Consider the following 22938-nt stretch of genomic DNA (forward strand, 5'->3'; position numbering starts at 1 on the left):
CTGATACGGCACAGGCGGCTTCCGCGCCGCGCCGCGTGCTCACGCCTCGCGGGCGAGAGCGGCGATCTCGTGCCTGTCCGGTTTCCCTGAGACGAGCGTCGGCAACGTCTCGACGCTGATGACCTTTGCCGGGCGCGAAGGCGTGCCGAGAGCATCAGCCACCGTCTGTGCGATCACCTCGAAGCGCGGGTGCGCACCGGCGACCACCACAACCGGCACCTCGCCCCACCTCTCGTCGGGCATGCCCACCACCACTGCTTCGCTCATGCCCCTGATGCCGCGGACCACCTGCTCGACACGGTCGAGCGACACGTTCACACCGCCAGACACGATGACGTTGTCCGCGCGACCGGTGACGCGGAGCACACCATCGGCGAACTCACCCGTGTCTCCCGTCCTGTACCAGCGCTGACCGTCGTCTTCGACGAACACCGCCCGGGTGAGCGCGTCATCACCCAGGTATCCCTCCGCGAGCACCGGGCCGGCGAGCTCGATCTTCCCATCGGTGATGCGCACGTGGACGCCGGGCAGCGGAACACCGTTGTAGACGCATCCGCCGCACGTTTCGCTCGATCCGTAGGTGCGGAAGACCGGCAGCCCGAGCAGCTCGATGCGGTCCCGAAGGGCCGGAGGCGTTGCCTGCCCGCCCACGAGGATCCCGTCGAATCGCCTGAGGGCCGCGACGCCCGAACGGCTTTCGAGCAGTCGCGCGAGCTGCACGGGAACCAGAGACGTGTAGTGGCGCTCACCGCGCATGGCGCGAGAGGCCTCGATGAAGTCGGCTGGCGTGAACCGCCCGGGCGTCAGCACAACGGGCACGGTCTCTGCGGCGATCGAGCGCACGAGCACCTGCAGGCCGGCGATGTAGTGCGCGGGCAGCGCGAGCAGCCACTGCCCTTGCCCGCCCATGGTCGTCGCGGATGCCCCGGCGCCGGCAAGCAGGGCGTCGCAGCTGAGCGCGACCCGCTTGGGCACCCCCGTCGAACCGGACGTCGCGATCACCACGCCGACGGGTTGCGGCACGGTTCCGACCCTGTCCGGGTGCGGCGGAGCGCCAACGACGGGCATGATCGCCTGGCCTGATCTGTCGAGCGCCGACCGCAGGGCGCCGAGCAGCTCGAGCGGGTCGTCCGCCGACGCAGCGATGAGCGTCCTGGTCATAGCGCCAGTCTACGAGCTGGCCCGATCGGCTGGCCACGTCGCCACCTGGACCTTCTGACGATCGTCGAGGGGCGGAACGGCGCTCACGCGCTGTCAGCCGCTGCGGTTGCGGGCCGAGCCGTCGACCGCAGCCGACAGCCCAGCCCGCAACAGGTCAAGCGCTTCAGGCGGGTTCCGCCGCTGTCACCGGATGCGCCGGTTCAGAGGGCGACGCAGAGACACGTCGAGCGCTCAGCATCCCGAGAGCGACGAACGACACCGCCGAGACGACGGCCGGAATCCCGAAGAGCAGGTAGATCGCGGCGAGAGACCAGCCGGCTTCGAGAAGCAGGCCTGCAGCGACGGGACCGATGATCGCGGCGAGGCGTCCGACACCCAGGACGATGCCGAACCCGGACGCTCGCGCGTGCGCCGGATAGAGTCCGGGGATCAGCGCGTAGAAGCCCGTCACACCGGCGAGGCCCATAAACGCCCCGGCGACAGCGAAGGCGACGATGGCACCGACGGCGCTGGTCGACACAGCGACTCCGATGAGCGCGACGCCCGCGAGGACTGTCGAGACCGTGCCGAGCACCCAGAGCTTGACCCAGTTCGAGATGAGACCGAACAAGAGACTGCCGACGATGCCGCCGAGGCCCATAAACACCGACGACGTGATCGACAGTTGCGGAGAACCGCCCGCGATCGCCACCGCCTGCGGCGTCCAGGTCGTCACAAAGATGAACGAGACCTGGAGCAGCGCGAACCCGACGATCGCCAACAGCGTCAGAGAAAGGACGCCGGCGCCGAAGATCTCACGCAGGCGGCCCTTCGGCGCCTCGACTCGTGCGGGAAGGGCAGGCAGAGGCGCTGCGCCGATCCGCCCGATGACCCGGTTCATCCGCTCGAGCGCGTCAGCGTTCTTTCGGGTGGCCAGGAACTCGAGGGACTCGGCGAGCGCGACGATCGCCAGCACCATTGCGAGACCGGTGAGCACAGCCCCGACGATGAACCCGGCTCGCCAGCCGGATGCCAGCACGATCGGGCCGGTCAACGCGCCCCCCAGCGCCCCGCCGAAGCCGAAGCTGGCCGAGAACAGTCCCATCACGAGTCCGAGGCGTCGCGGCGAACTGTACTCCTTGAGGATCACCCCGATCGACGACATCAGCCCGCCGATGCCGATCCCGGTGGCGATTCGCGCCGCGACGAGCGCTTCGATGCCCGGGGCGAAGGCGGCGAGGAGCATACCCGAAGCCGCGAGCGCCAAGCTCACGACCGTGATGGTGCGGCGTCCGACGCGGTCCGCGAGTGGCGCCAGGGTGAAGGCGCCGATGACCATGCCGATGGTCGAGCCCCCGAGGAGGATCCCGATCTGTGCCGGCGCCGCTGCGAACTCGGTCGTGATGAGCGGGGCGAGGAAGGTGACGACGATGAAGTCGTACCCGTCGACCATCACGATGAACAACGCGACAACGACTGTCAGGATCTGATACCTCGACATCGTGGCGCGACCGGTGAGAGAACTGATATCCATGCGATGCGTACCTTCCGTTGGTGATGTGGTCCACCGGCGTCGTTGCGCGGCGGCCTCCCCGTTGTGCCCGTCAGCCGGCGGCACGACGAGCTCACCGCTACAGGGGTGTCGGTGGTCGTCGGGCTGATCGCACTCGTCTGGCTCGTCTCGGCCATCTGGGCTTCAACTGTCGTCGTCGAGCGGCGAGAACATCCGCCCCCCGCTGAACACGAGCGGGACGCCGTCCGTGCACTCGACCGCCTCCACCTCGGCGATGAAGAGCGTGTGGTCCCCTGCGGTGTGCCGGTCGACCACGCGGCAGATCATCTGAGCGAGCGAGTCGCGGATCACCGGGAAGCCGTCGAGTTCGTCCACGGCGGGAGCGATCTCCTGCGGCCTGCCCCCGAAATGCAGAGCGCAAGCGGCGTGGTGGTGGGCGAGCACGCTGACGGAGTACCGCTCCTGCGTGAGCAGCCGCGCATGGGTGCGCGTGTGGGCGCCGACGGACACCAGGACGAGAGGCGGATCGAGCGAGACGGAGATGAAGCCGTTGGCGGTCATCCCGTGCACGTCGCCGGCGTCGTCGCGGGTGAGCACCACGGTCACACCGCTGGCGAACCTGCCCCACGCGCGCCGCAACTCGGCCGCGTCAGCGGGACGGACGCGGGATCCGGCGGGTTCGAGGATGCTGCTCTGCATAACGTGTCCCTCCTCGGACGGCGATGTGACGAGGCGGTTGCCCTCGATTGAACCGAGGCTAGTTGGGCATCCTGCCCGAGTCATGGGTTCCAGAGGCCAGTATGTGAGCCCGGAACTGTGCGTCGTGCATAATGGTTCTGCGATGATGCGAAACCTTGGAGCGACGATGGGCACCCCTGCGACATCCCCCGGCGGCGTCGACCCGAGGATCCTGAGCGTGGCCACCGGCGGCGTCTTCACCGACACCGCAGACACCGCCGCACGGGAAGGCGCGCTCACCTCGTGGGCGCGCGATGTCGCCCACGATGCACAGGCCGAGATCTTCCATGAGATGGGTCCGATCAACCACGAGGTCATCGGCCCGATCGTCTCGCGCGCGGTCGAGCAGCAGTGCGTCGGCCTCGCACGCTATCTGGCGGGAGACGCCACGTCCCTGCGTCTCAGCCGCGACAACCGCGCTCTCATCGGACAGATGGTGCGTGAGGACCTGAAGATCTTCCCCGGCATCATCCGCGGCATCCGCACGGTCGAGCAGGTCTGGCGCCGATCGTTCATCCACCTCGTCGTCACGAACTTCTCCGGCGACGAGTGCGGTGATCTCCTGGAGGTGGTCGATTCGGAGCTGTCGCGGTATTTCGACCAGCAGATCGACTCGATGTCGGCGATGCACTCCGATGAGGTCGCACGCGCCTACCAGCGTCAGTCGACCACACGCCGTCAGATCGTGGAGCGCCTACTCGGCAACGAGGATCTCAGCCCTCGCCTGGTCAAGGAGAAGCTGGGGGTGACGGCCACCGACTCCCATCTGGGCGTTGTGGTGTCGGCTCGCTCGTCCGCGACCGGACCGCGACCGGTCATCGATCTCGTGCACATCAGCGGCGCCCTCACCGCGCACGCCACCAGTGGTTCGCTGCTGACGGTGCCGAGGGAGGACGAGTCGATCTGGTTCTGGGTCTCAGCGCCGCACCTGGACGTCGCGGCGATCCACACCACCCTCGATCGCTTCGCGCTCGAGCACACCGGCGTGGTCGTGTCCGCCGGCAACCCCGCGCCGGGACTCGCCGGGTTCCGCAGCACCATCCTCCAGGCGCAGGCCGCGCGCACCTCGTCCCAGCTCGTCCCGCGCTCCCAGGGGCTGACGGCCTACCGCGATCACGCGCTGCTGAGCATCCTCACCGCAGATCCGGAACAGGCGACGTGGTTCGTGGATCAGGAGATCGGACCACTGCTCGGCGATGAGCCGACGATGCAGGATCTCCGGGCCACGCTCCTTCGGTTCATCGAGCGCGGCGGCAACATCGCCGAGACCGCGAGCGCTCTCTTCGTGCACCGGAACACCGTGACGTACCGACTCCGGCGAATCACCGACATCCTCGGCCGGGACCCTCTCGAGCGCACCTTCGAGACGCACGCCGCTCTGGTGCTCGACGATGCCCTCGAGCACCGGCGAGGCCGGTGATCAGATCGGGAAGTGTCCTGGCTCGGTCTCGATCGTCACCCACTTGAGATCGGTGAACTCGGCGATCCCCGCCTCTCCGCCGAAACGGCCGTAACCAGACCCCTTCACACCCCCGAAGGGCATCTGAGCCTCGTCGTTCACCGTCGCTCCGTTGATGTGGCACATCCCGGCGTCGATCGCGCGCGCCACCCGGAGCGCCTGACCCACATCGCTTGTGAAGACCGCCGAGCTGAGGCCGTACTCGCTGTCGTTGGCGATCCGCACGGCTTCTTCGGTGTCGCGGGCGCGGATGACGGACACAACCGGTCCGAAGCTCTCGTCGCGATACAGAGCCATCCCTTCGCGAACGCCGTCGACGATGTTCGCCGGCATCGTCCTGCCCTCGCCCGGCCCACCGGCCACGAGCCGCGCGCCCTTTCCGACGGCGTCCTCGATCAGCCGTCGGGTCGTGTCGGCGGCCGATTCCGAGACCAACGCGCCGAGCGGCCCGGATGGTCCCGTCAACATCGTCTCGGCCTTCGCGGCGAATCGGGTGACGAACTCGTCGGCGACGTCATCGACCACGATGATGCGCTCGGTCGACATGCAGATCTGGCCCTGGTTCATAAAAGATCCGAACGCCGCGGCCTTGACCGCCTCGTCGAGGTCCGCGTCGGCGAGGACGAGGAACGGCGCCTTTCCGCCGAGCTCGAGAAGCACAGGTTTGAGGTTGCGCGCCGCACGCTCCGCGATCGTGCGGCCGACGCGGGTGGATCCGGTGAAGTTGACGCGCCGCACTGCTCGATCGTCGATGAGCGCACCGACGACCTCCGCCGCGTCGGCCGGCTCATTGGTGACGAGGGTCACGATGTCGGCGGGAGCCCCAGACCGTTCGATGGCTTCGACGATCAGCCCGTGGGTCCGCGGGCAGACCTCCGAAGCCTTGAGGACAACTGTGTTCCCACACGCGAGAGCCGTGGCGATGGCGCGCACTCCCAGGATCACGGGCGCGTTCCACGGTGCGATCCCGAGGACGACCCCGACCGGCACTCTCAGCGTGAGCGCGACAGTGCCCGGATGGTCAGAGGGAATGGTCTGTCCGCGAACCGCTGTTGTGAGCGCCGCGGCTTCGCGGAGCATGTCGGCCGCGAGGCCGACGTTGAAGCGCGCCCACCCTTCGGTGGCGCCGGTCTCCTCGGCCATCGAGGCGACGAACTCGTCTGCCATCGACGCCAGTCGGTCCGCCGCCGCCGAGAGGACGGCGCGTCTGGCGTTGGGGCCGAGCGCGGACCACGCGTCGAAGGCGCCCTCGGCCCGGCGGACGGCTTGTACGGCAGAGTCGGCGGACATGGTGGTGGGGGACATCTCTCTCCTTAAGGCCTTTTAGGCGAGGGTAGCGCCGAACGCGGCGATTGTGGGGTGTTCTGCCCATATTGTCCGGACATCGATGACAGCGGGCAGGCCCGAGGCGAGCGCACGCCGGAAGGCGGGGCCGATCTCGTCGCGGTCGGTGACGGTCTCGCCGTGACACCCGAATCCCCGTGCGATCGCTGCGTAGTCGGTGCCGCTCAGGTCGAGTCCGAGCTCGAAGCCGGCCGCGCGCTGAGTACGACCGATGACACCCCACAGTGCGTTGTTGTGGATCACGTTGATCACGGGGAGACCGTACCGGCGTGCGGTGTCGAGCTCTTGCACCATAAAGCCGAACGAGCCGTCGCCGGTGATGTTCACGACCGTGCGCCCGGGACTCCAGGCCTTGATGGCGTGGGCGAACGGTCCGCCGAATCCGAGTTGTGCCATCCCCGAGTCGTTGAATCGCGTCCGCGGCTCCGTCGCCGGCGTCAGGTCGTTCGACCAGAACGACGTGTGGCCCCCGTCATAGACGACGAGGCTGTCCGCCGGCAGAGCTGCCCCGATCGCCCGGCCGATCGCGGCGGGATGGAGGCCGGGCGAGTCCGCCAGCGTGGCGAGCTCGCGCTCCCGCTCCCGCTGGAGCGCCACGAGGGAACGCACCCACCGATCGTCCCGTCGATCCGCCCCGGGCGGGAGCGCTTCGAGGATCTGTGAGAGCACCGCCTTCGCGTCGCCGACGAGGCCGATGCCGGCCGGCTGGGACCGCCCGATCGCGACGGGGTCCAGGTCGATGTGGACGAGCTGCTGGGCCGGCCACCCCGGCACCAGCGAAACACCGTGACCACGCGTCCACGAGCCGAACTTGCACCCGGCGGCGATGACGAGATCCGCCTCGCGCATCGCGCGAAGCACCGGCTCGCCGCCAAGCGCCCCCGCGTGACCGATGAACTCAGAACCGGCCGTGGAGACGACGCCGATCGACATCTGCGTGGCGGTCGCTACCGCGCCGACGGCGGTGGTGAGCCTTCGGAACTCTTCGGTCGCCTCGGAGTTGACCACACCGCCGCCCGCGAGAAGAAGAACCCTCTCCGCCGTCGCCGCCGCGTCGGCGACCTGGCGCACGAGCCGAGGATCGGCATGCTGACGCCCGGACGGCAGGTAGGTGTGCCGGGGCGCGTTCAGCTCGGCGACCTCGAACTCCGCCGTGGCCCTCAGCACGTCGCCCGGGATCTCGAGGTGCACAGGGCCTGGGCTTCCCGTGAGGGCTTCGCGCAGCGCCCATCTGACCAGGCTGGGCAGACGGCGCGGGTCGTGAGCGCGCGCGTTCCACTTGGTGACCGCCGCTGTCGCGGAGAGCCCGTCCACCTCCATCATCGTGCCGACGAGCGGATCGACCTTCGAGTCCGGCCAGGTCGAGGTGATGACGAGAACCGGAAGGTGATTGTTGTGGGCGACTCCCAGCCCCGATACGAGGTTGAGGGTTCCAGGACCCATCTCACCGAGCGCGACGGCGACCTCGCCGCTCGCGTTGTAGTGACCCGCCGCCATAAACGCGGCCGCGGCTTCGTGGCGTGTGCCGATGTAGGCCAGGTCGTCTCGTTCGTGGATCGCGCGGAAGATGCCGGTGAGATTTCCCCCGACGATGCCGAAGAAGCGCGAGATGCCGGCGCCGGCGATCGTACGCACGAGTACCTCGGCTCCGGTGAGCTCGATCCGCTCGGTCACCGGGCGCTCCCAGCGGCCTGGGTCTGCTGGACCGACTCGACGACTTCGCCGAAGAGCTTCGCCCCCGCTTTGGTGAAGGCGGCGTCCGTCACCGCCGCATGCTGCCTGGCGACACTGATATCGCGCAGGCGACGCTGGAAGACCGAGCCGTCGAAGGCGGATGCCGCACCGCTGAGCGACCAGACGAGATCAACGATCTCGACGCACGCCTCGGTCACCCACGCGTTCATCGGTCCCGTGAGGTCCGCGACGAGATCCGGATGCTCATCACCGGTGACCGTCTCGAGCTCACCCGCCACCGAATACAGGTACGCACGCGCCGCGCGGAGCTGCGCCTGGGCGTGGCCGATGCGGAACTGGACGACGGGGTTCCGCGACGCCGAGACGACCTGGCCCATCCGCTTCTTCTCGGCGGCGACGTCGGCGAAGTCGTTCATGGCACCCTGGGCGATGCCCAGGATGACCGCGACGATATGGGTGTTGAACTCCGCGATCGGCAGCCGGCCGACACCCGCGACGTTGGGTCGGTCGTGCAGGATGTCGAACGACATGTCCTCGGCGACGAAGACGTCCTCGCAGTGGAAGTGATGGCTCCCGCTCCCGCGCAGACCGAGCGTGCGCCAGGTGTCCTCGATCGTCACCGCCCCGGACGGCATCACCATGGCACGGGTCAGCGGTGTGCCGGGCATCCGCCCGGGAACCCGCTCACCCGCTTCGTCCAAGACGACGCAGTTGCCGAACAGCAGGTCCCAGTTCTGACATCCGGAGGCGAAGCCCCAGCGTCCCGAGACGCGGTAACCGCCGTCGACCCGCCGCGCTGTTCCCGACGGAAGGAAGGTCCCGCCGAAGAGCGGACGATCGGCGGCTCGGAAGAGGCGGTCGTACGCGGCGACGGGAAGCAGCGCCAGGATCTGAGGCGATTCAACGCCGATCATCGTGGCCCATCCCAGTGAGCCGTCGAGGGTCGCGATCGCCTCGATCACCCGGACGCTCTCGCGCACACCCATCTGAAGGCCGTTGTATTCGCGTGGCGTCAGGATGTCGAAGACCCGGTGCCGCTTGAGCTCGGTGATCAGGTCTTCCGGGATGCGCCGCACGTCTTCGAACTCGGCGGCACGGGCACGGATGTCTGTGCTGAGCCGCTCGATGGCGTCGAGCACCTCTGAGGCGCTTCCGTCACGGGTGGTCTCGGTGGTCATATCGTCGATGATGGTCATGGCACTCCTCCGGCACGGCGAGGAAACGCGTGCCACCTAGCGGACGGATCGTCTGAGACCATTGTCGGGATCGGATCGCCGTGCGGTCATTGGGTCGGAGCCCCAACGAGCGACGGGCTGTTGTGCGCGATGACCAATGTTCATGGATCCCGGGACGGGGCGTTGTGGGCATTTGTGCCGTTCGCCCAACCCAGACGTCCTGCTTGTCGGCTCTCGCCAGTGACCGCCGGGGCAGGCACCGGCATGATGGTCACATCGCCCGCACCGAGGGATGGTCCGGGTGATCCCGACAGTCGCGACATGCCATGCGACCCCGACGCGAAAGTTCAACGATGAACTCACTGACCGACTTCTTCCGCAGCAACACCCCGCACGTGCACCCCGGCTGGCGACAGTCGGAGTTCAGCGACTGGCAGGACGAGCAGCTCTCCTGGAAGCAGACCTGCTACGTCGGCGACTGGTCCTTTCTCTGGGATGTCGAGGTGACCGGTCCAGACGCGCTGCGCTTCTTTCGAGAGACCGGCGTCAACAGCGTCGAGGACTTCCCGATCGGGCGGGCGAAGCATCTGATCCAGTGCAGCGAGCGCGGCAAGGTCTGCGCCGAGGGTGTGCTGCTGCGCCTCGGTGAGGATCGCTTCCGCACCCAGGCGGGTCCGGCGATCTGGTCGGCGTTCCTCCTCGAGAAGGGCGGGTACGACGCCGCCTGGCGCGAGGTGCAGACCTTCCAGTTCCAGGTGGGCGGGCCGACCGCTGTGGCGGTGTGCGAGAAGGTGACGGGCGTCTCGCTGAGTGACGTGCCCTTTATGCACTTCGTCGAGGTGACGATCGCCGGCAGGAGCTGTTACGCACTTCGGCAGGGGATGTCGGGCGAGCCCGGGTTCGAGTTCCACGGCGACGCGGCCGACGCCCAGGTCGTCGAGCAGGCGATCTTCGAGGCCGGGCAGGAACACGGCATCCGCCGTCTCGGCCGACGCACGGCGATGATCAACCACCTCGAGGCCTCCTTTCCCACGATCACCTGGCACTACATGCCAGACAACTTCACCCCGCTCGCCGAGGGTTTCGCGCAGTTCCGCGCCGCGCGCTTCGACATGAAGGGGCTCATCCCCACGATCCGCGGAAGCTTCGTCAGCGACGACATCTCGGACTACTGCTACAGCCCCTACGAACTGGGCTGGGGGCGCATGGTCAGCTTCGATCACGACTTCACGGGCAAAGAGGCCCTCGAACGCGAAGCCGCTGAGGGCCCGAAGCACGTGCGGGTGACGCTCGAGTACGACCCGGCGGACGTTATAGACATCTACGCCTCACTGTTCGAGGATGAGCCATACGACTATCTCGACATCCCGCACCCGCAGCGCTGGATCATCTGGGCGGATGCCGTGCAGGTCGCGGGCGAGACGCGAGGCGTCGCGACGGCCCCGGGGTACAGCGCGTACTTCAGAAAGGTGCTCGCCCTCGCGTTCGTCGACCCCGCACTCGCCGAGCCCGGCACACGGGTCGAGGTGATCTGGGGGGCGCCAGGGCATCGGCAGAAGATCATCAACGCCACGGTCGCGCCTGCGCCGTACAAAGCCGATCATCGGCGCGAGGCGCTGACGGCCGCGCCGTGACGGCCGAGAGCATCAGCACCTGTTCAGAACTGCCAGGGGTACGGTCCCCAATCGGGCTCGCGCTTCTCGAGAAAGGCGTCGCGGCCTTCGACGGCCTCGTCCGTGCCATAGGCGAGGCGCGTCGCCTCTCCCGCGAACACCTGTTGTCCGACGAGTCCGTCGTCGACGGCGTTGAAGGCGAACTTGAGCATGCGGATGGCGGTCGGCGACTTGCCGAGGATCGTCTGCGCCCAGTCGAGAGCCGTCTCTTCGAGCTGGGCGTGCGGAACAACGGCGTTGACCGCACCCATCTCGTACGCCCGCTGAGCCGAATACTCCTGTGCGAGAAAGAACACCTCACGGGCGAGCTTCTGGCCGATCTGCCTGGCGAAGTAGGCACTGCCGTAACCGGCGTCGAATGACCCGACGTCGGCATCCGTCTGCTTGAACCTGCCGTGTTCGGCCGAGGCGATCGTGAGGTCGCAGACGACGTGCAGCGAGTGTCCGCCGCCGGCCGCCCATCCCGGGACGACGGCGATGACGACCTTCGGCATCATACGGATCAGCCGCTGCACCTCGAGGATGTGCAGTCGCCCGGCAGCTGCGGCACCGTGCGATCCCTCGACGACAGCGGTCTCTGAGTCCGAATACTTGTAGCCGTCCCGCCCGCGGATGCGCTGGTCGCCCCCGGAGCAGAACGCCCAGCCGCCGTCTTTGGGGCTCGGTCCGTTTCCGGTGAGCAGCACCACACCGATCCGCGGGTTCGTCCGTGCGTCCTCGAGCGTCGCGTAGAGCTCGTCGACGGTGTGGGGCCTGAAGGCGTTGCGCACCTCGGGCCGGTTGAAGGCGACTCGCGCGATGCGTCCCGAGACATCGTGGTGATAGGTGATGTCGCTCAGCTGCTCGAATCCGGGTACGTCTGTCCACCGGGTCTCGTCGAAGATCTCAGACACGCTCATGCGTCGAGCCTAACGAGCATCCGAGTCAGGATGCCCGCCGCGCACGGCCCGCTCCGGCGCCCGAAGAGAAGGAAACCCGGGCGGCAGCGGGAGTTCGAGGCGTTCGTCTCGGGCTCTCGACCCGAAATCCCGCTGCCGCTACCCATCTGGCCTCCCGCTTTCTGCCACACTGATGAACGGACTGAGGGGGATCGATGGCGCGTTCGCAGCAACCGGAGTTCGGCACGGGCATAAGACTGACGAGGCGCGGGCGACGCTGGGCGAAGGCGGTCGGCGCCGTTGCCGTCGTCTGCCTGGCCATCGGCATCGTCGGCTCGGGCACCCCGTGGCCCTCGGCCATGCTCATCCGCAGTGTGTTCGAGGCCGGCGGCCGCGCAACCGCCGAAGAAACGGCGAAATACGTTCCAGACACCCCGCTCGACGAGCGGCTCGGCGTCGCGTACGGCACGGACAGCGCCGATGAGACCCTGGACGCCGATATGACCTTGGACGTGTTCAGTCCGAAATCGGCGACAGGACCTCTGCCGACGGTGGTATGGGTGCACGGCGGCGCCTGGATCTCCGGTGACTCGTCGAACGTCGACCCGTACCTGCGCGTCCTCGCATCGCACGGCTACACGACCATCGGCCTCAACTACACACTCGGCCCAGAGGCCACCTACCCGACGGCGGTCGTGCAGCTCAACGACGCGATGGCCTATATCAACGACAACGCGGCCGACCTCCGGGTCGACACCTCGCAGATCGTTCTCGCGGGCGATTCGGCCGGCTCGCAGCTCGCCAGCCAGCTCGCGGTGCTCGCCACGAATTCGGACTACGAGCACCTTCTCGGTATGACCTCGTCACTCGACGCAGACCAGCTGGCCGGCATCGTGCTCAACTGCGGTGTCTACGACATGAGTGCGATGGCCGAGCTCACGGGAATCGTCAACTGGGGTTTCAAGATCTCGCTGTGGGCATACACCGGCACCAAGGACTGGGCTGAGACCTATGCCGGCAGCACGATGTCGACGATCAATTTCGTCAACGAGGACTTTCCCACCACCTACATCAGCGGCGGCAACGGAGACGGTCTCACCTGGCTGCAGTCGATCCCGATGGCGAACGCCCTCAAGGCACAGGGCGTCGACGTGACCGAGCTGTTCTGGGAGGAACAGCACAGGCCGGCGCTCCCCCACGAATACCAGTTCCATCTCGACTCACCCGACGCCCAGACGGCGCTGAAGAAGACAATCGGCTTTCTCGACGGCATCACGGATGCCGTCGATCCCGACGGATCTGCAGCCCAGGGCTGAGGGCGCGCACCGGCCGACACGGCGTTCAGCGACACCACCATCAGCGACACCCCAGTGAGCGACACCACACGAGACAGACACGGAACGGGTGATATGCCGACACACCTCCCCTCGGCCGCCGAGCTCATCGACTCTGCCCACGTCGTCTCGCTCCCTCTGAACACGCGGTTCAGAGGGGTCGAGCGCCGCGAGGCGCTCCTCGTCGAAGGACCGAACGGCTGGTCTGAGTTCTCGCCGTTCGTCGAGTACTCAGACGACGAGAGCGCGAACTGGCTGCGCGCGACCCTCGAGTTCGGCTGGGGCGACGTTCCCGTCCCACTGCGCACGAGCGTCCGGGTTAATGCGACGGTGCCGGCCGTTTCTGCCGATCGCGTCGCCGAGGTGCTCGCCAGGTACAACGGATGCCGCACGGCCAAGGTCAAGGTCGCGGAGCGCGGGCAGACGCTCTCCGACGATGTCGCCAGGGTGCGACGTGTGCGCGAGCTGCTCGGCGCAGAAGGCCGGGTGCGGGTCGACGCGAACGGAGGCTGGAACGTCGACGAGGCCGAGCACGCGATTCACGCCCTCGCCGAGTTCGATCTCGAGTACGTCGAGCAGCCATGCCCGAGCGTGGATGAGCTCACCGAGATCCGCCGTCGCACCCGCTACCTGGGCATCCCGATCGCGGCGGACGAGAGCGTGCGCAAGGCTGAAGACCCGCTCGCCGTCGCACGCGCGGGCGCCGCGGACCTGCTCGTGATCAAGGCGCAGCCGCTCGGCGGCATCCGGGCTGCACACCGCATCACGGCAGAGGCCGGGCTCCCGGTGGTGGTGTCGAGCGCACTCGACACCACTGTCGGCATCTCGATGGGTGCGCACCTCGCGGCGAGCCTGCCCGACCTCGACTACGACTGCGGGCTCGCGACGGCGTCGCTCTTCGAAAGCGACGTGACGGATGCCCCGCTACGTCCGGTGAACGGAGCGATCGCCGTGCGCCGGGTCACCCCGTCAGCGGACCTTCTCGCGCGCCATAGGGCATCCGCAGACCGGCGTGAGTGGTGGCACGAACGCCTGCGACGCTGTCACGCCCTGATTGCAGGCTGAGGCCAGCGCTCACCCCCGTCAGCGAGCTGCGCTCACAGTCCGCTGTATGTGTGCAGCCCTTTGAAGAACACGTTCACGACGCCGAAGTTGAACAGCACCGCAGAGAAGCCGATGATCGAGAGCCAGGCCGACCGGGATCCACGCCAGCCGCGCGTGGCCCTCGCGTGGATGTAGCCGGCGAAGACGACCCAGATGATGAAGGTCCAGACCTCTTTGGTGTCCCAGCCCCAGTAACGGCCCCACGCGCGTTCAGCCCAGATCGCGCCGGCGATCAGGGTGAAGGTCCAGAAGATGAATCCCACGATGTTCACTCGATATGCGAGGTTCTCGAGACGTTCGGACGACGGCAGCGTGGCCATGAACTTGAGCTTCAGCCGTTTGAGGTCGAGGCCCATGACCTCCCGCCGGTGCTGAACCAGCTGCAGCACGGAGAGGGCGAAACCGAGTGCGAGAAACGCGGTGCCGAGGCTCGCCACAAACACGTGGATGACCAGCCACGCTGACTGCAGCGCCGGAGGGAGCGGCACAACGGCCACATAGAAGTTGACGGTGGACAGACCGAGGAGCACAACAACGAGCCCGATCACAAACGTGCCGATAAAGCGCAGGTCGACCCTGAGCAGCACACCGAGGTAGACCGCGACGATGAGCAGGGTGCCGGTCATCGCGAACTCGTACATGTTCGACCACGGCACGCGCTCGGCGGCGACTCCGCGCAGAACCGTCGCACCGAGGTGCAGCAGAAACGCGATGACCGTCAGGGCGACGGCGACACGCAGCGACGGCGAGCGTTTCGGCTCGACCTCTGCGCCGTCGTCCCGCGCACCCCTCCGTGCGGGACGGGTGAGTGTGGCCGTGCCGGTGGACGCGGCGGGGATGGCACCCGTGGAGGCCGCGTCGCCCGAGGCCGTTCCCGCCGACGCGGTTGCCGCTGTCACGGCTGAAACGCCGGCGACGTCTGCGCTTTCCGCGCTTTCTGCGCTTTCCGCGGCGGATGCATCCGCCGCCTCGGCTGCCGAACGCACCTCTGCGGAGCGCCTGCCGAGGTCGAGCGCGAACGCGATGAACGCGAGAGCGTAGATCGCCATCGCCGACCAGAGAAGAAGCACCGAGTACGCGTTGTAGTCCACGCCCTACAGAGTACCCCGCCCCCACGGGATCGCACTACGCAGCGTAGAACTCGTGCGCTCGCCGAACCGGGTCCTCGGTGGTTGAGCAGGCCGCGAGGAACGAGCGACCGCGTCGAAACCCTCCGCCATCGTCAGTCGGTTCGATGCTCAGGGTCTCGACCCTTCGACACGGCCCTGGCGGGCCTGCTCAGGGCACCGCGGGCTCGACCCCCGGCGGAGCTCAGGGGCGCTCGACCCCGAGAGCCGTGCCGTGCCGGTAGGCGATCGACCCGACGGCCTCTCTGAGCGTCGGGTCCTCGCCGCGCGCGAGACCGGCATACTCGACCCGAACAGTGCCGTCTGGCCCGTCGACCGCTTTCACCCACACCCGTCGCCTCGGAACGAACAGCGAGGTGAGCAACCCGGCCAGGATCAGGATCGCGAAGACCAGCACCCACCCGGCAGACGGATCCGAGTGCACGTCGAACGAGGCGAACCTGTGCACGGAGTTCGAGAAGTCCCCGTCGGCGGCGTCACCGTCTTCGTTTGTGAACGTGACCGTGCCGAGCCCGTTCGGGAGCTCCTGGCTCTGCCCGGGGGAGAGCTCGATGGAGTCCATCCCCGTCTCACCACCCGTGAGCTGCGTCATGTCGTCTGTGTTGAGCGAGTAGACGGACTTCGGAACACCCTCGTCGATGCCGAGATCACCCGAGTACACGTTGAGCGTGAGCACGGGGAGCACGAGGTCCGGATAGGTCGACGTGTATGCGCCCGTGTCGAGCTGCACAGCCGTCGGATAAAAGAACCCGAGCATACCGATCTGCTCGCTCAACCCGTCCGGAACCTTGATCACTCCGAGGGATGTGAGGTTGGCGTCCTGCGGCAGAAAGGGAACGGAGTCGGTGAACACCACATGGCCGTCCGGGTCTGTGACGGTGATCGTCGGAGCGTATCCGTTGCCGAGCAGGTAGACGTCCGTGCCGGCGAACCGCAGCGGGTCGTTGACCTTGACCACTCGCTCGCTCGTCTCACCGTCTGGCGTCCGCGTCGTGACGAACGCGCTGAAGTCGATGGGCTGCCCATAGGCATCGAGATTGCCCTGCTCGTAGGTCGCGTCGAAGCCGTCGAGCGAGAGTGCATACGGTGCGAGATCGTCGGGGTCGAAGAACCGGCCGGGGTTGAACGAGTTGTAGTCGGAAACGGTGTTGACGAAGGTCTGCCCCTCGACCACCACACGCTGCCCCGAGAATCCGAAGCCCCCGCCGATGCCGACGGTGACGAGCACACCGAGGAGCGCGACGTGAAAAACGAGGTTGCCCGTCTCTCTCAGATAACCGCGTTCCGCTGAGACCGACAGATCGCCGTTCTTCGCCTGATAGAGCTCCACGCGGTAGCCCTGCTTCTTGAGCATGCCGCGTGCCGCATCGATGGCTTCTCCGGCCGACCCGCCCGCGTAGCTCTCCGTTGTGTAGGCGGGAAGCTTGGACAGCCGCACAGGGGTGCGAGGCGGTCTCGAGCGCATGGCGTCGAAGTGGTGCTTGGTGCGGGGGATCACACACCCGATGAGCGACAGGAACAGCAGCAGATAGATGCTCGAGAACCACGCCGAGGTGTAGACGTCGAACAGCTGCAGGTTGTCGAGAATCGGCGCCAGATCGGGGTTGTCCCTGAAATACTGGACGACGCCGTTCGGGTCGGAGCTGCGCTGAGGAACAAGGGAACCCGGCACAGCGGCGATCGCGAGCAGCAACAGCAGCACAAGCGCGGTTCGCATGCTGGTCAGCTGGCGCCAGAACCAGCGAAGCCATCCGACGAACCCGAGCTGAGGCTGGGTGATCTTCGTGCCGCCGAAACCCGATTCACCGCTCTCGGATGCCTGTGGCCCTGCTGACGAGGAATCCTGATAATCAGAGGGGCGTGACAAAACCGCTGATCACCACCCCGAGGTGAGACATAACGACTCCCCAGACCCCGGTGACCATAAGCACGCCGAGCACGAGCAGGAGAACACCCCCGCCGATGTTGATGGCACGGATATGCCGCCTGAGGAATGTCACAGAACCGGTCGCCCAGTTGAGGCCGAGCGCGACGAGCAGGAACGGGATGCCGAGGCCGAGGCAGTAGCTCAGACCGAGAAGGGCGCCTCGACCCGCCGAGCCGGAGTCGAGGCTGAGGGCACTGATCGCGATGAGCGTGGGCCCGAGGCACGGCGTCCAGCCGATCGCGAACACGACGCCGAGAAGCGGTGCGCCGACGAGCCCCGTTGCCGGGCGGAACGACGATTTCACGGTGCGCTGCAGAAACGTGACCTGCCCGATGAAGGCCAGCCCCATGATCATCACCACCGCTCCGAGAACGCGGGTGATGGCATCCTGCCACTGGATCACGAACGCGCCGATCGTGCCGGCGAACGTCGAGATGATCACGAACACCAGCGAGAACCCGAGCACGAACAGAAGCGCACCGAGAACCACCCTCGACCGGCCGGCAGATCGCGACCGTCTCGCGCCGTTCGACATGCCGCTGACATAACCGAGGTAACCGGGCACAAGCGGAAGCACACACGGCGACGCGAACGACACGAGGCCGGCGAGCAGGGCGATGGGCACGGCGAGCAGCAGCTGGCCGTCCATCACGATGGCGCCGGGGTTCACAGGGTCCGCTTCATGGGGAGCGCCTAGTCGGATTCTGCGAGAGTGTCGCGGATGAGGGTCGAGAGAATGGATTCGTCTGGCAGCTGGCCGAGGATGCGCGCGGCGACGCGACCCTCCGCATCGAGAACGAGTGTGGTCGGAACGGCCCTCGGCGGCACGGAGCCGGTGAAGGCGAGCTTCACGGCGCCGTCGTTCGCGTCCATGATCGACGGGTAGCTGATGTCGTAGGTCTCGGTGAACGACAGGGCGGTGTCGGGCTGGTCATAGACGTTCACACCGACGAACTGAACGGACTGCTCGGAGTACTCGGTCCACAGTTTCTGCAGCTGGGGGGCTTCTGCGCGGCACGGGGCGCATCCGGCGTACCAGAAGTTGACGACCAGCACCTGCCCGGCATGGTCGGCCGAGTCGAACGGCTCGCCCGTCTCGACGACGCCAGAGAAGGTGACGGACTCTTCGCGCTCGTCGACGGGAATCTCGGTGACGGACCCGTCGCCGGCGATGTAGCCCTTGTCGCTCCCCGCTCTGTACTGCTCGGCCAGCGGGTCGTTGGCCGTGCAGCCGGCGAGCAGCATGGCGGCGGCGGCAGCGGAGGCCACCGCCAGGCGCCAGCGGCGTGCCTTGTTCGACCGGCCACTCATACGGCACCCACATCCGTTGCCCGCGCGGCGAGCGGTGCGGCGGGATCCGTGTATCCGACCTCGACGAAACGCTCGTCTGAGTGCTCGAGAGTGGTGACGCTCGAGAGCGCACAGCGACGGTTGCGCGGGTCATGGGCCAAACGGATGCCGGCGAGCGACGAGTGCACCATCCAGATCGGGAGCTGGTGGCTCACCAGCACAACGTCCCCTCCATCCGTCGTCGACCATGTGCCCTCGATGACGGCGAGCATCCGCCCGACGATCGACGAATACGCTTCGCCCCAGCTCGGCTTGGACGGATCTCGAAGCGCACGCCAGTTGAGGGGATTGCGCAGTGCGCGGCGCATTCTCTTTCCTTCGAAGAAGTTGTGCGGTTCGACCAGCCGTTCGTCGGTCTCGATCTCGAGGCCGAAACGCTCGGCGATGGGCGCCGCGGACTCGCGTGCGCGTTGCAGCGGCGACGAGACCAGGCGCGTGATCTGGCGCCCGCGCTCCGCGAGATCAACAGCTGCCGCGACCGCCATCTGTCCGCCGAGCTCAGAGAGACGGTAGCCCGGCAACCGTCCGTAGAGCACACGCGACGGGTTATGCACCTCGCCGTGCCTCACGAGGTGGATCTGACTGGCTACCACCAGACCAGTCTACGTTCGCGCTCGCTATGAGTTTGCCGGGACGAGCACGTCGCGCGATCCGGCGGACGCCACTCGACCTCACTCGTCGCTCGACCTCACTCGTCGCCGACGATCATCACGCGCTACTCCATTTGTGACGCGCTATCCGAAATAGGGGCGCGCATCACAAATGGAGTAGCGCGTGAGGGGCGGGGCGGGCGGGCGGCAGGCGGCGCGGGGAGGCAGCCGGCGACGCTCGCGTAAGCTTGACTCCCGTGAGTGCACGCGAATTGATCAAGAACCTGGCCGCCCTGCCCGACGGGCCCGTCTCCGTCTCCGGATGGGTGGACACGGTCCGCGACCAGAAAAAGGTGCAGTTCATCGTGCTGCGCGACGAATCGGGAGCGGTTCAGCTCGTGAACCCGGCCGTGCGCGAGCTCAACCCCGATGACGAGGCCTCGCAGGCGAAGCTCGAGATCACCGAGGCCGTCTCGGCTCTCTCGCACGGCTCCTTCATCACGGTGAGCGGTGAGCTCAAGCACGACGAGCGCGTGAAACTCGGTGGCATCGAGGTCAAGGTCCACACCCTCGACGTGGTCAGTGAGGCCCTCCCAGAGACGCCCATCGCCGCTGATTCCAGCCTGGACAAGCGCCTCGACTGGCGGTTCCTCGACCTGCGCAACCCGAGGCAGGCCCTCATCTTCAGGATCCAGACGACTTTCGAGCACGCGCTGCGCGAGTACTGGGTCGACAACGACTTCATCGAGATCCACACACCCAAGCTCATGGCCAGTGCGAGCGAGTCCCGCGCAGAGCTCTTCGAGGTCGAGTACTTCGACACGAAGGCCTACCTGGCGCAGAGCCCGCAGTTCTTCAAGCAGATGGCGCAGTCCGCAGGCCTCGGCAAGGTGTTCGAGGTCGGGCCCGCGTTCCGCGCCGACCCGTCGTTCACCAGCCGTCACGCCACCGAGTTCACCTCGATCGACAGCGAGATCAGCTGGATCGACTCGCACGAAGACGTGATGAGACTGCACGAAGAGCTGCTGGTCGCGGGCTTCACCGCGGTGAAGGCGAAGCACGGCGACGCGATCAAGGAACACTTCGACGTCGACATCGAGGTGCCCACAACGCCGTTCCCCCGCATCCCTCTTGCCGAGGCGAAGCAGATCGTCAAGGACCGCGGCTACGAGATCCCCCGCGCAGATGACGACATGGATCCAGAGGGCGAGCGACAGATCGCCGCATACGTCGCAGAGACGTACGGGCACGACTTCGTGTTCATCACCGACTATGCCTCGAGCATCCGGCCGTTCTATCATATGCGCCACGACGGCGACCCGGCGCTCACGAACAGCTACGACCTGATCTACAACGGCGTCGAGATCTCGACGGGAGCACAGCGCGAGCACCGCATCGACGTGCTGATCGAGCAGGCGAAAGAGAAGGGCATCGATCCAGAGGAACTCGGCTTCTACCTCGACTTCTTCCGCTATGGCGTGCCGCCGCACGGCGGGTTCGGCATGGGCCTCGCACGTGTGCTGATGCTGATGCTGCACGAGTCGTCGATCCGCGAGGTGACCTACCTGTTCCGCGGGCCGACGCGCCTGCTGCCGTAGGCATCCGACCGCTGATGGGCCATGGGCTCGCGCCGCCAATCTCCGCGTCGCGCTGCTGAACGCCCCGCGCGCTGAACCATGGGCCCCGCGCTGAACCACGAGGCCGGAGCACTGAACCATGGACCGCAGTGCGAGTGGCCGCAGCCGGAGCCCGAACCGAGCGCCGCGGTCCGCGACTCTAGAGCGTGATGTCGATCGACGAGCGTTCGGACACAACAGACCTGACGAACGCCGCGACCTCGTGGTGACGCGGATGCGCCTGGTACCGCTCGAGCGCATCGACGTTCTCGTAGTCGGCGATCAGCACAACATCCGCGTTCACGTTGTGGTACGCGACGTTCCCCGAGATCCTGAGTGACTGGATCTCGGTGATCTCAGGAACCAGCTCGTTGAATCGACGCTCGATCTCTGCCGTGTGCTCAGCTTTGGTGGCGGCGTCGGCGGCCGCCAGCTTCCAGATGACGATGTGCCGAATGGTCATGGGGCTCCTTGTGCGTCGCGGATGGCTGTGGCCAGCCGTGTGGGATCGACTCGCCAGTACGTGTGCATACGTCCGTTGACGAGCACAACCGGAATCTCTTCCCAATACTTCGCATACAGCGCCCTGTCGTCGAGGATCGACAACTCCGTGACGCTCGTCTGCGGGGCGTCGGGATCGGCCGAGAGTTCGGCGACGACCGCCTGCACCATGACGCGGGCATCGTCACAGAGGTGACAGTCCGGCTTGCCGATGAGGGTGATGTCTGCGTGGGCCACTCCCCCAGCGTAGCTCCGCGTCAGCAGGGCGGATCGCGATGGTGTGGATGTCGGCTGCCGCTCTCGCGGGTCACGTCACCCGGCGCGACGGCACGCTGGCCCCGTCCGCCGTCCGTGGCCCGTCTCGTCCGCCATGATCGTCTCGGCTTCGCCGATGAACCGCTCGGCCAGTCGACGGCCGTCTGCGTTGTGCTCTCTGACGGCATAGCCGAAGGCGTGGGCGAGCAGGTGAACGCTCGCCACGGCATCCGACCGGTCGACGATCCCGCTGTCGCCCGGAGCGAACTCCCGCCAGCGCGACCGCACGTCGGAGGCCACGCATCTGTATGCCATCGCTCTCTCATCCTCGCCGGCCGTCTCGTTCGCTATCGCGCTCACCATCAGGTGGGCATGCAGGCACCCCAGGTCGTCGGCCCGGTCACCGCGCCCGGCGGTGTCGATGTCGAGCACACCGGTCACCGAGATCGGAATCCCTCGATCCACGAACACCTGCCCCAGGTGCAGGTCGCCGTGGATGGTGACGTCCGGCGCCTGTTCGGCCAGCTCGAAACGCACGGTGGATGCCTCGGCCACCGTGGCAACGCGCCTCGCGTGCTGGGGCATCACCTCGGCGAGCCGCTCGCGGTACCAGTCCACGCGGGTGAGGAGCGAGGTGCGGGCGCGCTCGCCTGACGGCGCAGCACCGATGGCGAGTGTGAGGTCTTTCAGCGCGTCGACGAACCCCGTGTATGCAGCCACGTCGACGATGCGGTCGCTCGCGGGCACCCCGCGAAGCGCGTCGAGCACAACGAGCCCCGCCGGCGACCAGCCGCGGCTTTGCGGCACCGGCAGGCCGGCCTCGTGGAACCGGCGATGGGCAGAGTGCAGTGCCTCTGCCCGCCGAGGCCGCACCACTTTCAGATAGAGAGGGCCTTCTGCGGTTCCGAACCGCAGCACTGCCCGTTTGCCGGGGCGGTAGGCGAGCATGTCGAGGCCACCGGTCATCTCGATGCCGAACGAGGCGACCGAGCGCCTCGCAGCATCGGGAAAAGCCGCCGTTGCAAGCGCCGGAAGAGCTGGATCATAGGGGTGGACCCAGGCGGTTATCCGTTCGCCGGTCTCGGGATGCCGCAGGGAGATGACCGTGTTCAGGCCCTCGTCCGTCTGCGGTTCGGCCTGCACCTGCGGGTCTGCCGGCGTTGTGCGCTCGTCGTCTGTCCGGCCTGCGCGTTCGCCTGGGCCTGTGTGGTCGTCCGGGTCTTCGGCCGGGGTGGTGTCGATGTAGATACGGGCCTTCTTATGCTTCTCGCCGCCGGCCAGCACCACATCGTAACCGAGCATGTAGCCCGCCGTCGCGGGCTCCGCATGCGAGAGCACGGCGTCGACAAGCTCGCGCCCTGCCGCATCGGCAACTCTCTCGAGCACGTCTCTCGCATCGTCGAACACTCCTCCAGTCAACTCCCCCATCGCCTCGGCGCGGTGAGTTCTCGATGAGAAAACTCGAATCGATCAGGCGCGGGATCTGCCGGGCATACGACAGCGAGAGAGAAGACCAGCG

20 protein-coding genes are annotated in these 22938 nt (G+C 67.1%); 5 read left to right on the forward strand and 15 right to left on the reverse strand.

Annotated elements, in window-relative coordinates:
- Positions 1-39: 39 nt before the first annotated feature.
- The 3 genes from ACYVF5_RS09335 to ACYVF5_RS09345 form a co-directional block, all read right to left on the reverse strand.
- Positions 40-1161: an AMP-binding protein gene (locus ACYVF5_RS09335; RefSeq protein ID WP_460945612.1), complete on the reverse strand. Its 1122-nt coding sequence runs from the start codon at positions 1159-1161 to the stop codon at positions 40-42.
- A gap of 163 nt (positions 1162-1324) precedes the next feature.
- Positions 1325-2674, reverse strand: coding sequence for an MFS transporter (locus ACYVF5_RS09340; protein ID WP_460945614.1), 1350 nt, complete (start codon positions 2672-2674; stop codon positions 1325-1327).
- A 162-nt stretch (positions 2675-2836) separates the two neighbouring features.
- Positions 2837-3352, reverse strand: a complete 516-nt coding sequence (locus ACYVF5_RS09345; RefSeq protein ID WP_460945616.1) for a flavin reductase family protein — start codon at positions 3350-3352, stop codon at positions 2837-2839.
- A 142-nt stretch (positions 3353-3494) separates the two neighbouring features.
- On the opposite strand from ACYVF5_RS09345, the gene ACYVF5_RS09350 reads away from it, so the two are divergent.
- Positions 3495-4811, forward strand: coding sequence for a PucR family transcriptional regulator (locus ACYVF5_RS09350; protein ID WP_460945618.1), 1317 nt, complete (start codon positions 3495-3497; stop codon positions 4809-4811).
- On the opposite strand, the gene ACYVF5_RS09355 is transcribed toward ACYVF5_RS09350, so the two are convergent.
- Genes ACYVF5_RS09355 through ACYVF5_RS09365 form a run of 3 tightly spaced genes read right to left on the reverse strand, consistent with a single transcriptional unit; the run spans position 4812 to position 9085 of the window.
- The gene (locus tag ACYVF5_RS09355) at positions 4812-6155 is read right to left on the reverse strand and encodes an aldehyde dehydrogenase (protein ID WP_460945620.1); all 1344 of its coding nucleotides are present in this window, start codon (positions 6153-6155) and stop codon (positions 4812-4814) included. It lies immediately after the preceding gene.
- A gap of 18 nt (positions 6156-6173) precedes the next feature.
- The gene (locus ACYVF5_RS09360; RefSeq protein ID WP_460945622.1) at positions 6174-7868 is read right to left on the reverse strand and encodes a thiamine pyrophosphate-binding protein; all 1695 of its coding nucleotides are present in this window, start codon (positions 7866-7868) and stop codon (positions 6174-6176) included.
- The gene (locus ACYVF5_RS09365; protein WP_460945624.1) at positions 7865-9085 is read right to left on the reverse strand and encodes an acyl-CoA dehydrogenase family protein; all 1221 of its coding nucleotides are present in this window, start codon (positions 9083-9085) and stop codon (positions 7865-7867) included. Before ACYVF5_RS09365 ends, ACYVF5_RS09360 begins: the two co-directional genes overlap by 4 nt.
- 332 nt (positions 9086-9417) lie before the next feature.
- Between ACYVF5_RS09365 and ACYVF5_RS09370 the strand changes: the two genes are divergently transcribed.
- A complete protein-coding gene (locus tag ACYVF5_RS09370; RefSeq protein ID WP_460945626.1) occupies positions 9418-10698 on the forward strand; it encodes a hypothetical protein in 1281 nt (426 codons plus the stop codon).
- Positions 10699-10721: 23 nt separating this feature from the next.
- Here the strand turns inward: ACYVF5_RS09370 and ACYVF5_RS09375 are convergent, their stop codons facing one another.
- Positions 10722-11636, reverse strand: a complete 915-nt coding sequence (locus ACYVF5_RS09375) for a 1,4-dihydroxy-2-naphthoyl-CoA synthase (protein WP_460945628.1) — start codon at positions 11634-11636, stop codon at positions 10722-10724.
- A gap of 194 nt (positions 11637-11830) precedes the next feature.
- Here ACYVF5_RS09375 and ACYVF5_RS09380 point away from each other — a divergent pair, with 194 nt between their 5' ends.
- Both ACYVF5_RS09380 and ACYVF5_RS09385 read left to right on the forward strand, forming a co-directional pair.
- A complete protein-coding gene (locus tag ACYVF5_RS09380; RefSeq protein ID WP_460945630.1) occupies positions 11831-12931 on the forward strand; it encodes an alpha/beta hydrolase in 1101 nt (366 codons plus the stop codon).
- Positions 12932-13024: 93 nt separating this feature from the next.
- A complete protein-coding gene (locus tag ACYVF5_RS09385; RefSeq protein WP_460945632.1) occupies positions 13025-14014 on the forward strand; it encodes an o-succinylbenzoate synthase in 990 nt (329 codons plus the stop codon).
- A gap of 32 nt (positions 14015-14046) precedes the next feature.
- On the opposite strand, the gene ccsB is transcribed toward ACYVF5_RS09385, so the two are convergent.
- From ccsB to ACYVF5_RS09410, 5 genes are all read right to left on the reverse strand, one after another.
- The gene (gene ccsB, locus ACYVF5_RS09390) at positions 14047-15102 is read right to left on the reverse strand and encodes a c-type cytochrome biogenesis protein CcsB (protein ID WP_460945818.1); all 1056 of its coding nucleotides are present in this window, start codon (positions 15100-15102) and stop codon (positions 14047-14049) included.
- Positions 15103-15364: 262 nt separating this feature from the next.
- The gene (gene resB / locus ACYVF5_RS09395) at positions 15365-17047 is read right to left on the reverse strand and encodes a cytochrome c biogenesis protein ResB (protein ID WP_460945634.1); all 1683 of its coding nucleotides are present in this window, start codon (positions 17045-17047) and stop codon (positions 15365-15367) included.
- Positions 17031-17756 carry a cytochrome c biogenesis CcdA family protein gene (locus tag ACYVF5_RS09400; RefSeq protein WP_460945819.1) on the reverse strand — a complete coding sequence of 242 codons (726 nt, stop codon included), beginning with the start codon at positions 17754-17756 and terminating at the stop codon, positions 17031-17033. Before ACYVF5_RS09400 ends, resB begins: the two co-directional genes overlap by 17 nt.
- A gap of 44 nt (positions 17757-17800) precedes the next feature.
- Positions 17801-18418, reverse strand: a complete 618-nt coding sequence (locus ACYVF5_RS09405; protein WP_460945636.1) for a TlpA family protein disulfide reductase — start codon at positions 18416-18418, stop codon at positions 17801-17803.
- Complete coding sequence (locus tag ACYVF5_RS09410) at positions 18415-19050, reverse strand: histidine phosphatase family protein (RefSeq protein WP_460945637.1); 636 nt, start codon at positions 19048-19050, stop codon at positions 18415-18417. The genes ACYVF5_RS09405 and ACYVF5_RS09410 overlap by 4 nt, the downstream gene beginning before the upstream one ends.
- A gap of 254 nt (positions 19051-19304) precedes the next feature.
- Here ACYVF5_RS09410 and aspS point away from each other — a divergent pair, with 254 nt between their 5' ends.
- On the forward strand, positions 19305-20645 hold the full coding sequence (gene aspS / locus ACYVF5_RS09415) for an aspartate--tRNA(Asn) ligase (protein WP_460945639.1): 1341 nt from the start codon (positions 19305-19307) through the stop codon (positions 20643-20645).
- Positions 20646-20823: 178 nt separating this feature from the next.
- On the opposite strand, the gene ACYVF5_RS09420 is transcribed toward aspS, so the two are convergent.
- The 3 genes from ACYVF5_RS09420 to ACYVF5_RS09430 form a co-directional block, all read right to left on the reverse strand.
- Complete coding sequence (locus ACYVF5_RS09420; RefSeq protein ID WP_460945641.1) at positions 20824-21126, reverse strand: Dabb family protein; 303 nt, start codon at positions 21124-21126, stop codon at positions 20824-20826.
- The gene (locus tag ACYVF5_RS09425) at positions 21123-21401 is read right to left on the reverse strand and encodes a glutaredoxin family protein (protein WP_460945643.1); all 279 of its coding nucleotides are present in this window, start codon (positions 21399-21401) and stop codon (positions 21123-21125) included. The genes ACYVF5_RS09420 and ACYVF5_RS09425 overlap by 4 nt, the downstream gene beginning before the upstream one ends.
- A 75-nt stretch (positions 21402-21476) precedes the next feature.
- On the reverse strand, positions 21477-22826 hold the full coding sequence (locus tag ACYVF5_RS09430; protein ID WP_460945645.1) for a phosphotransferase family protein: 1350 nt from the start codon (positions 22824-22826) through the stop codon (positions 21477-21479).
- Positions 22827-22938: the final 112 nt, after the last annotated feature.

It is taken from the genome of Okibacterium endophyticum, assembly GCF_054780075.1.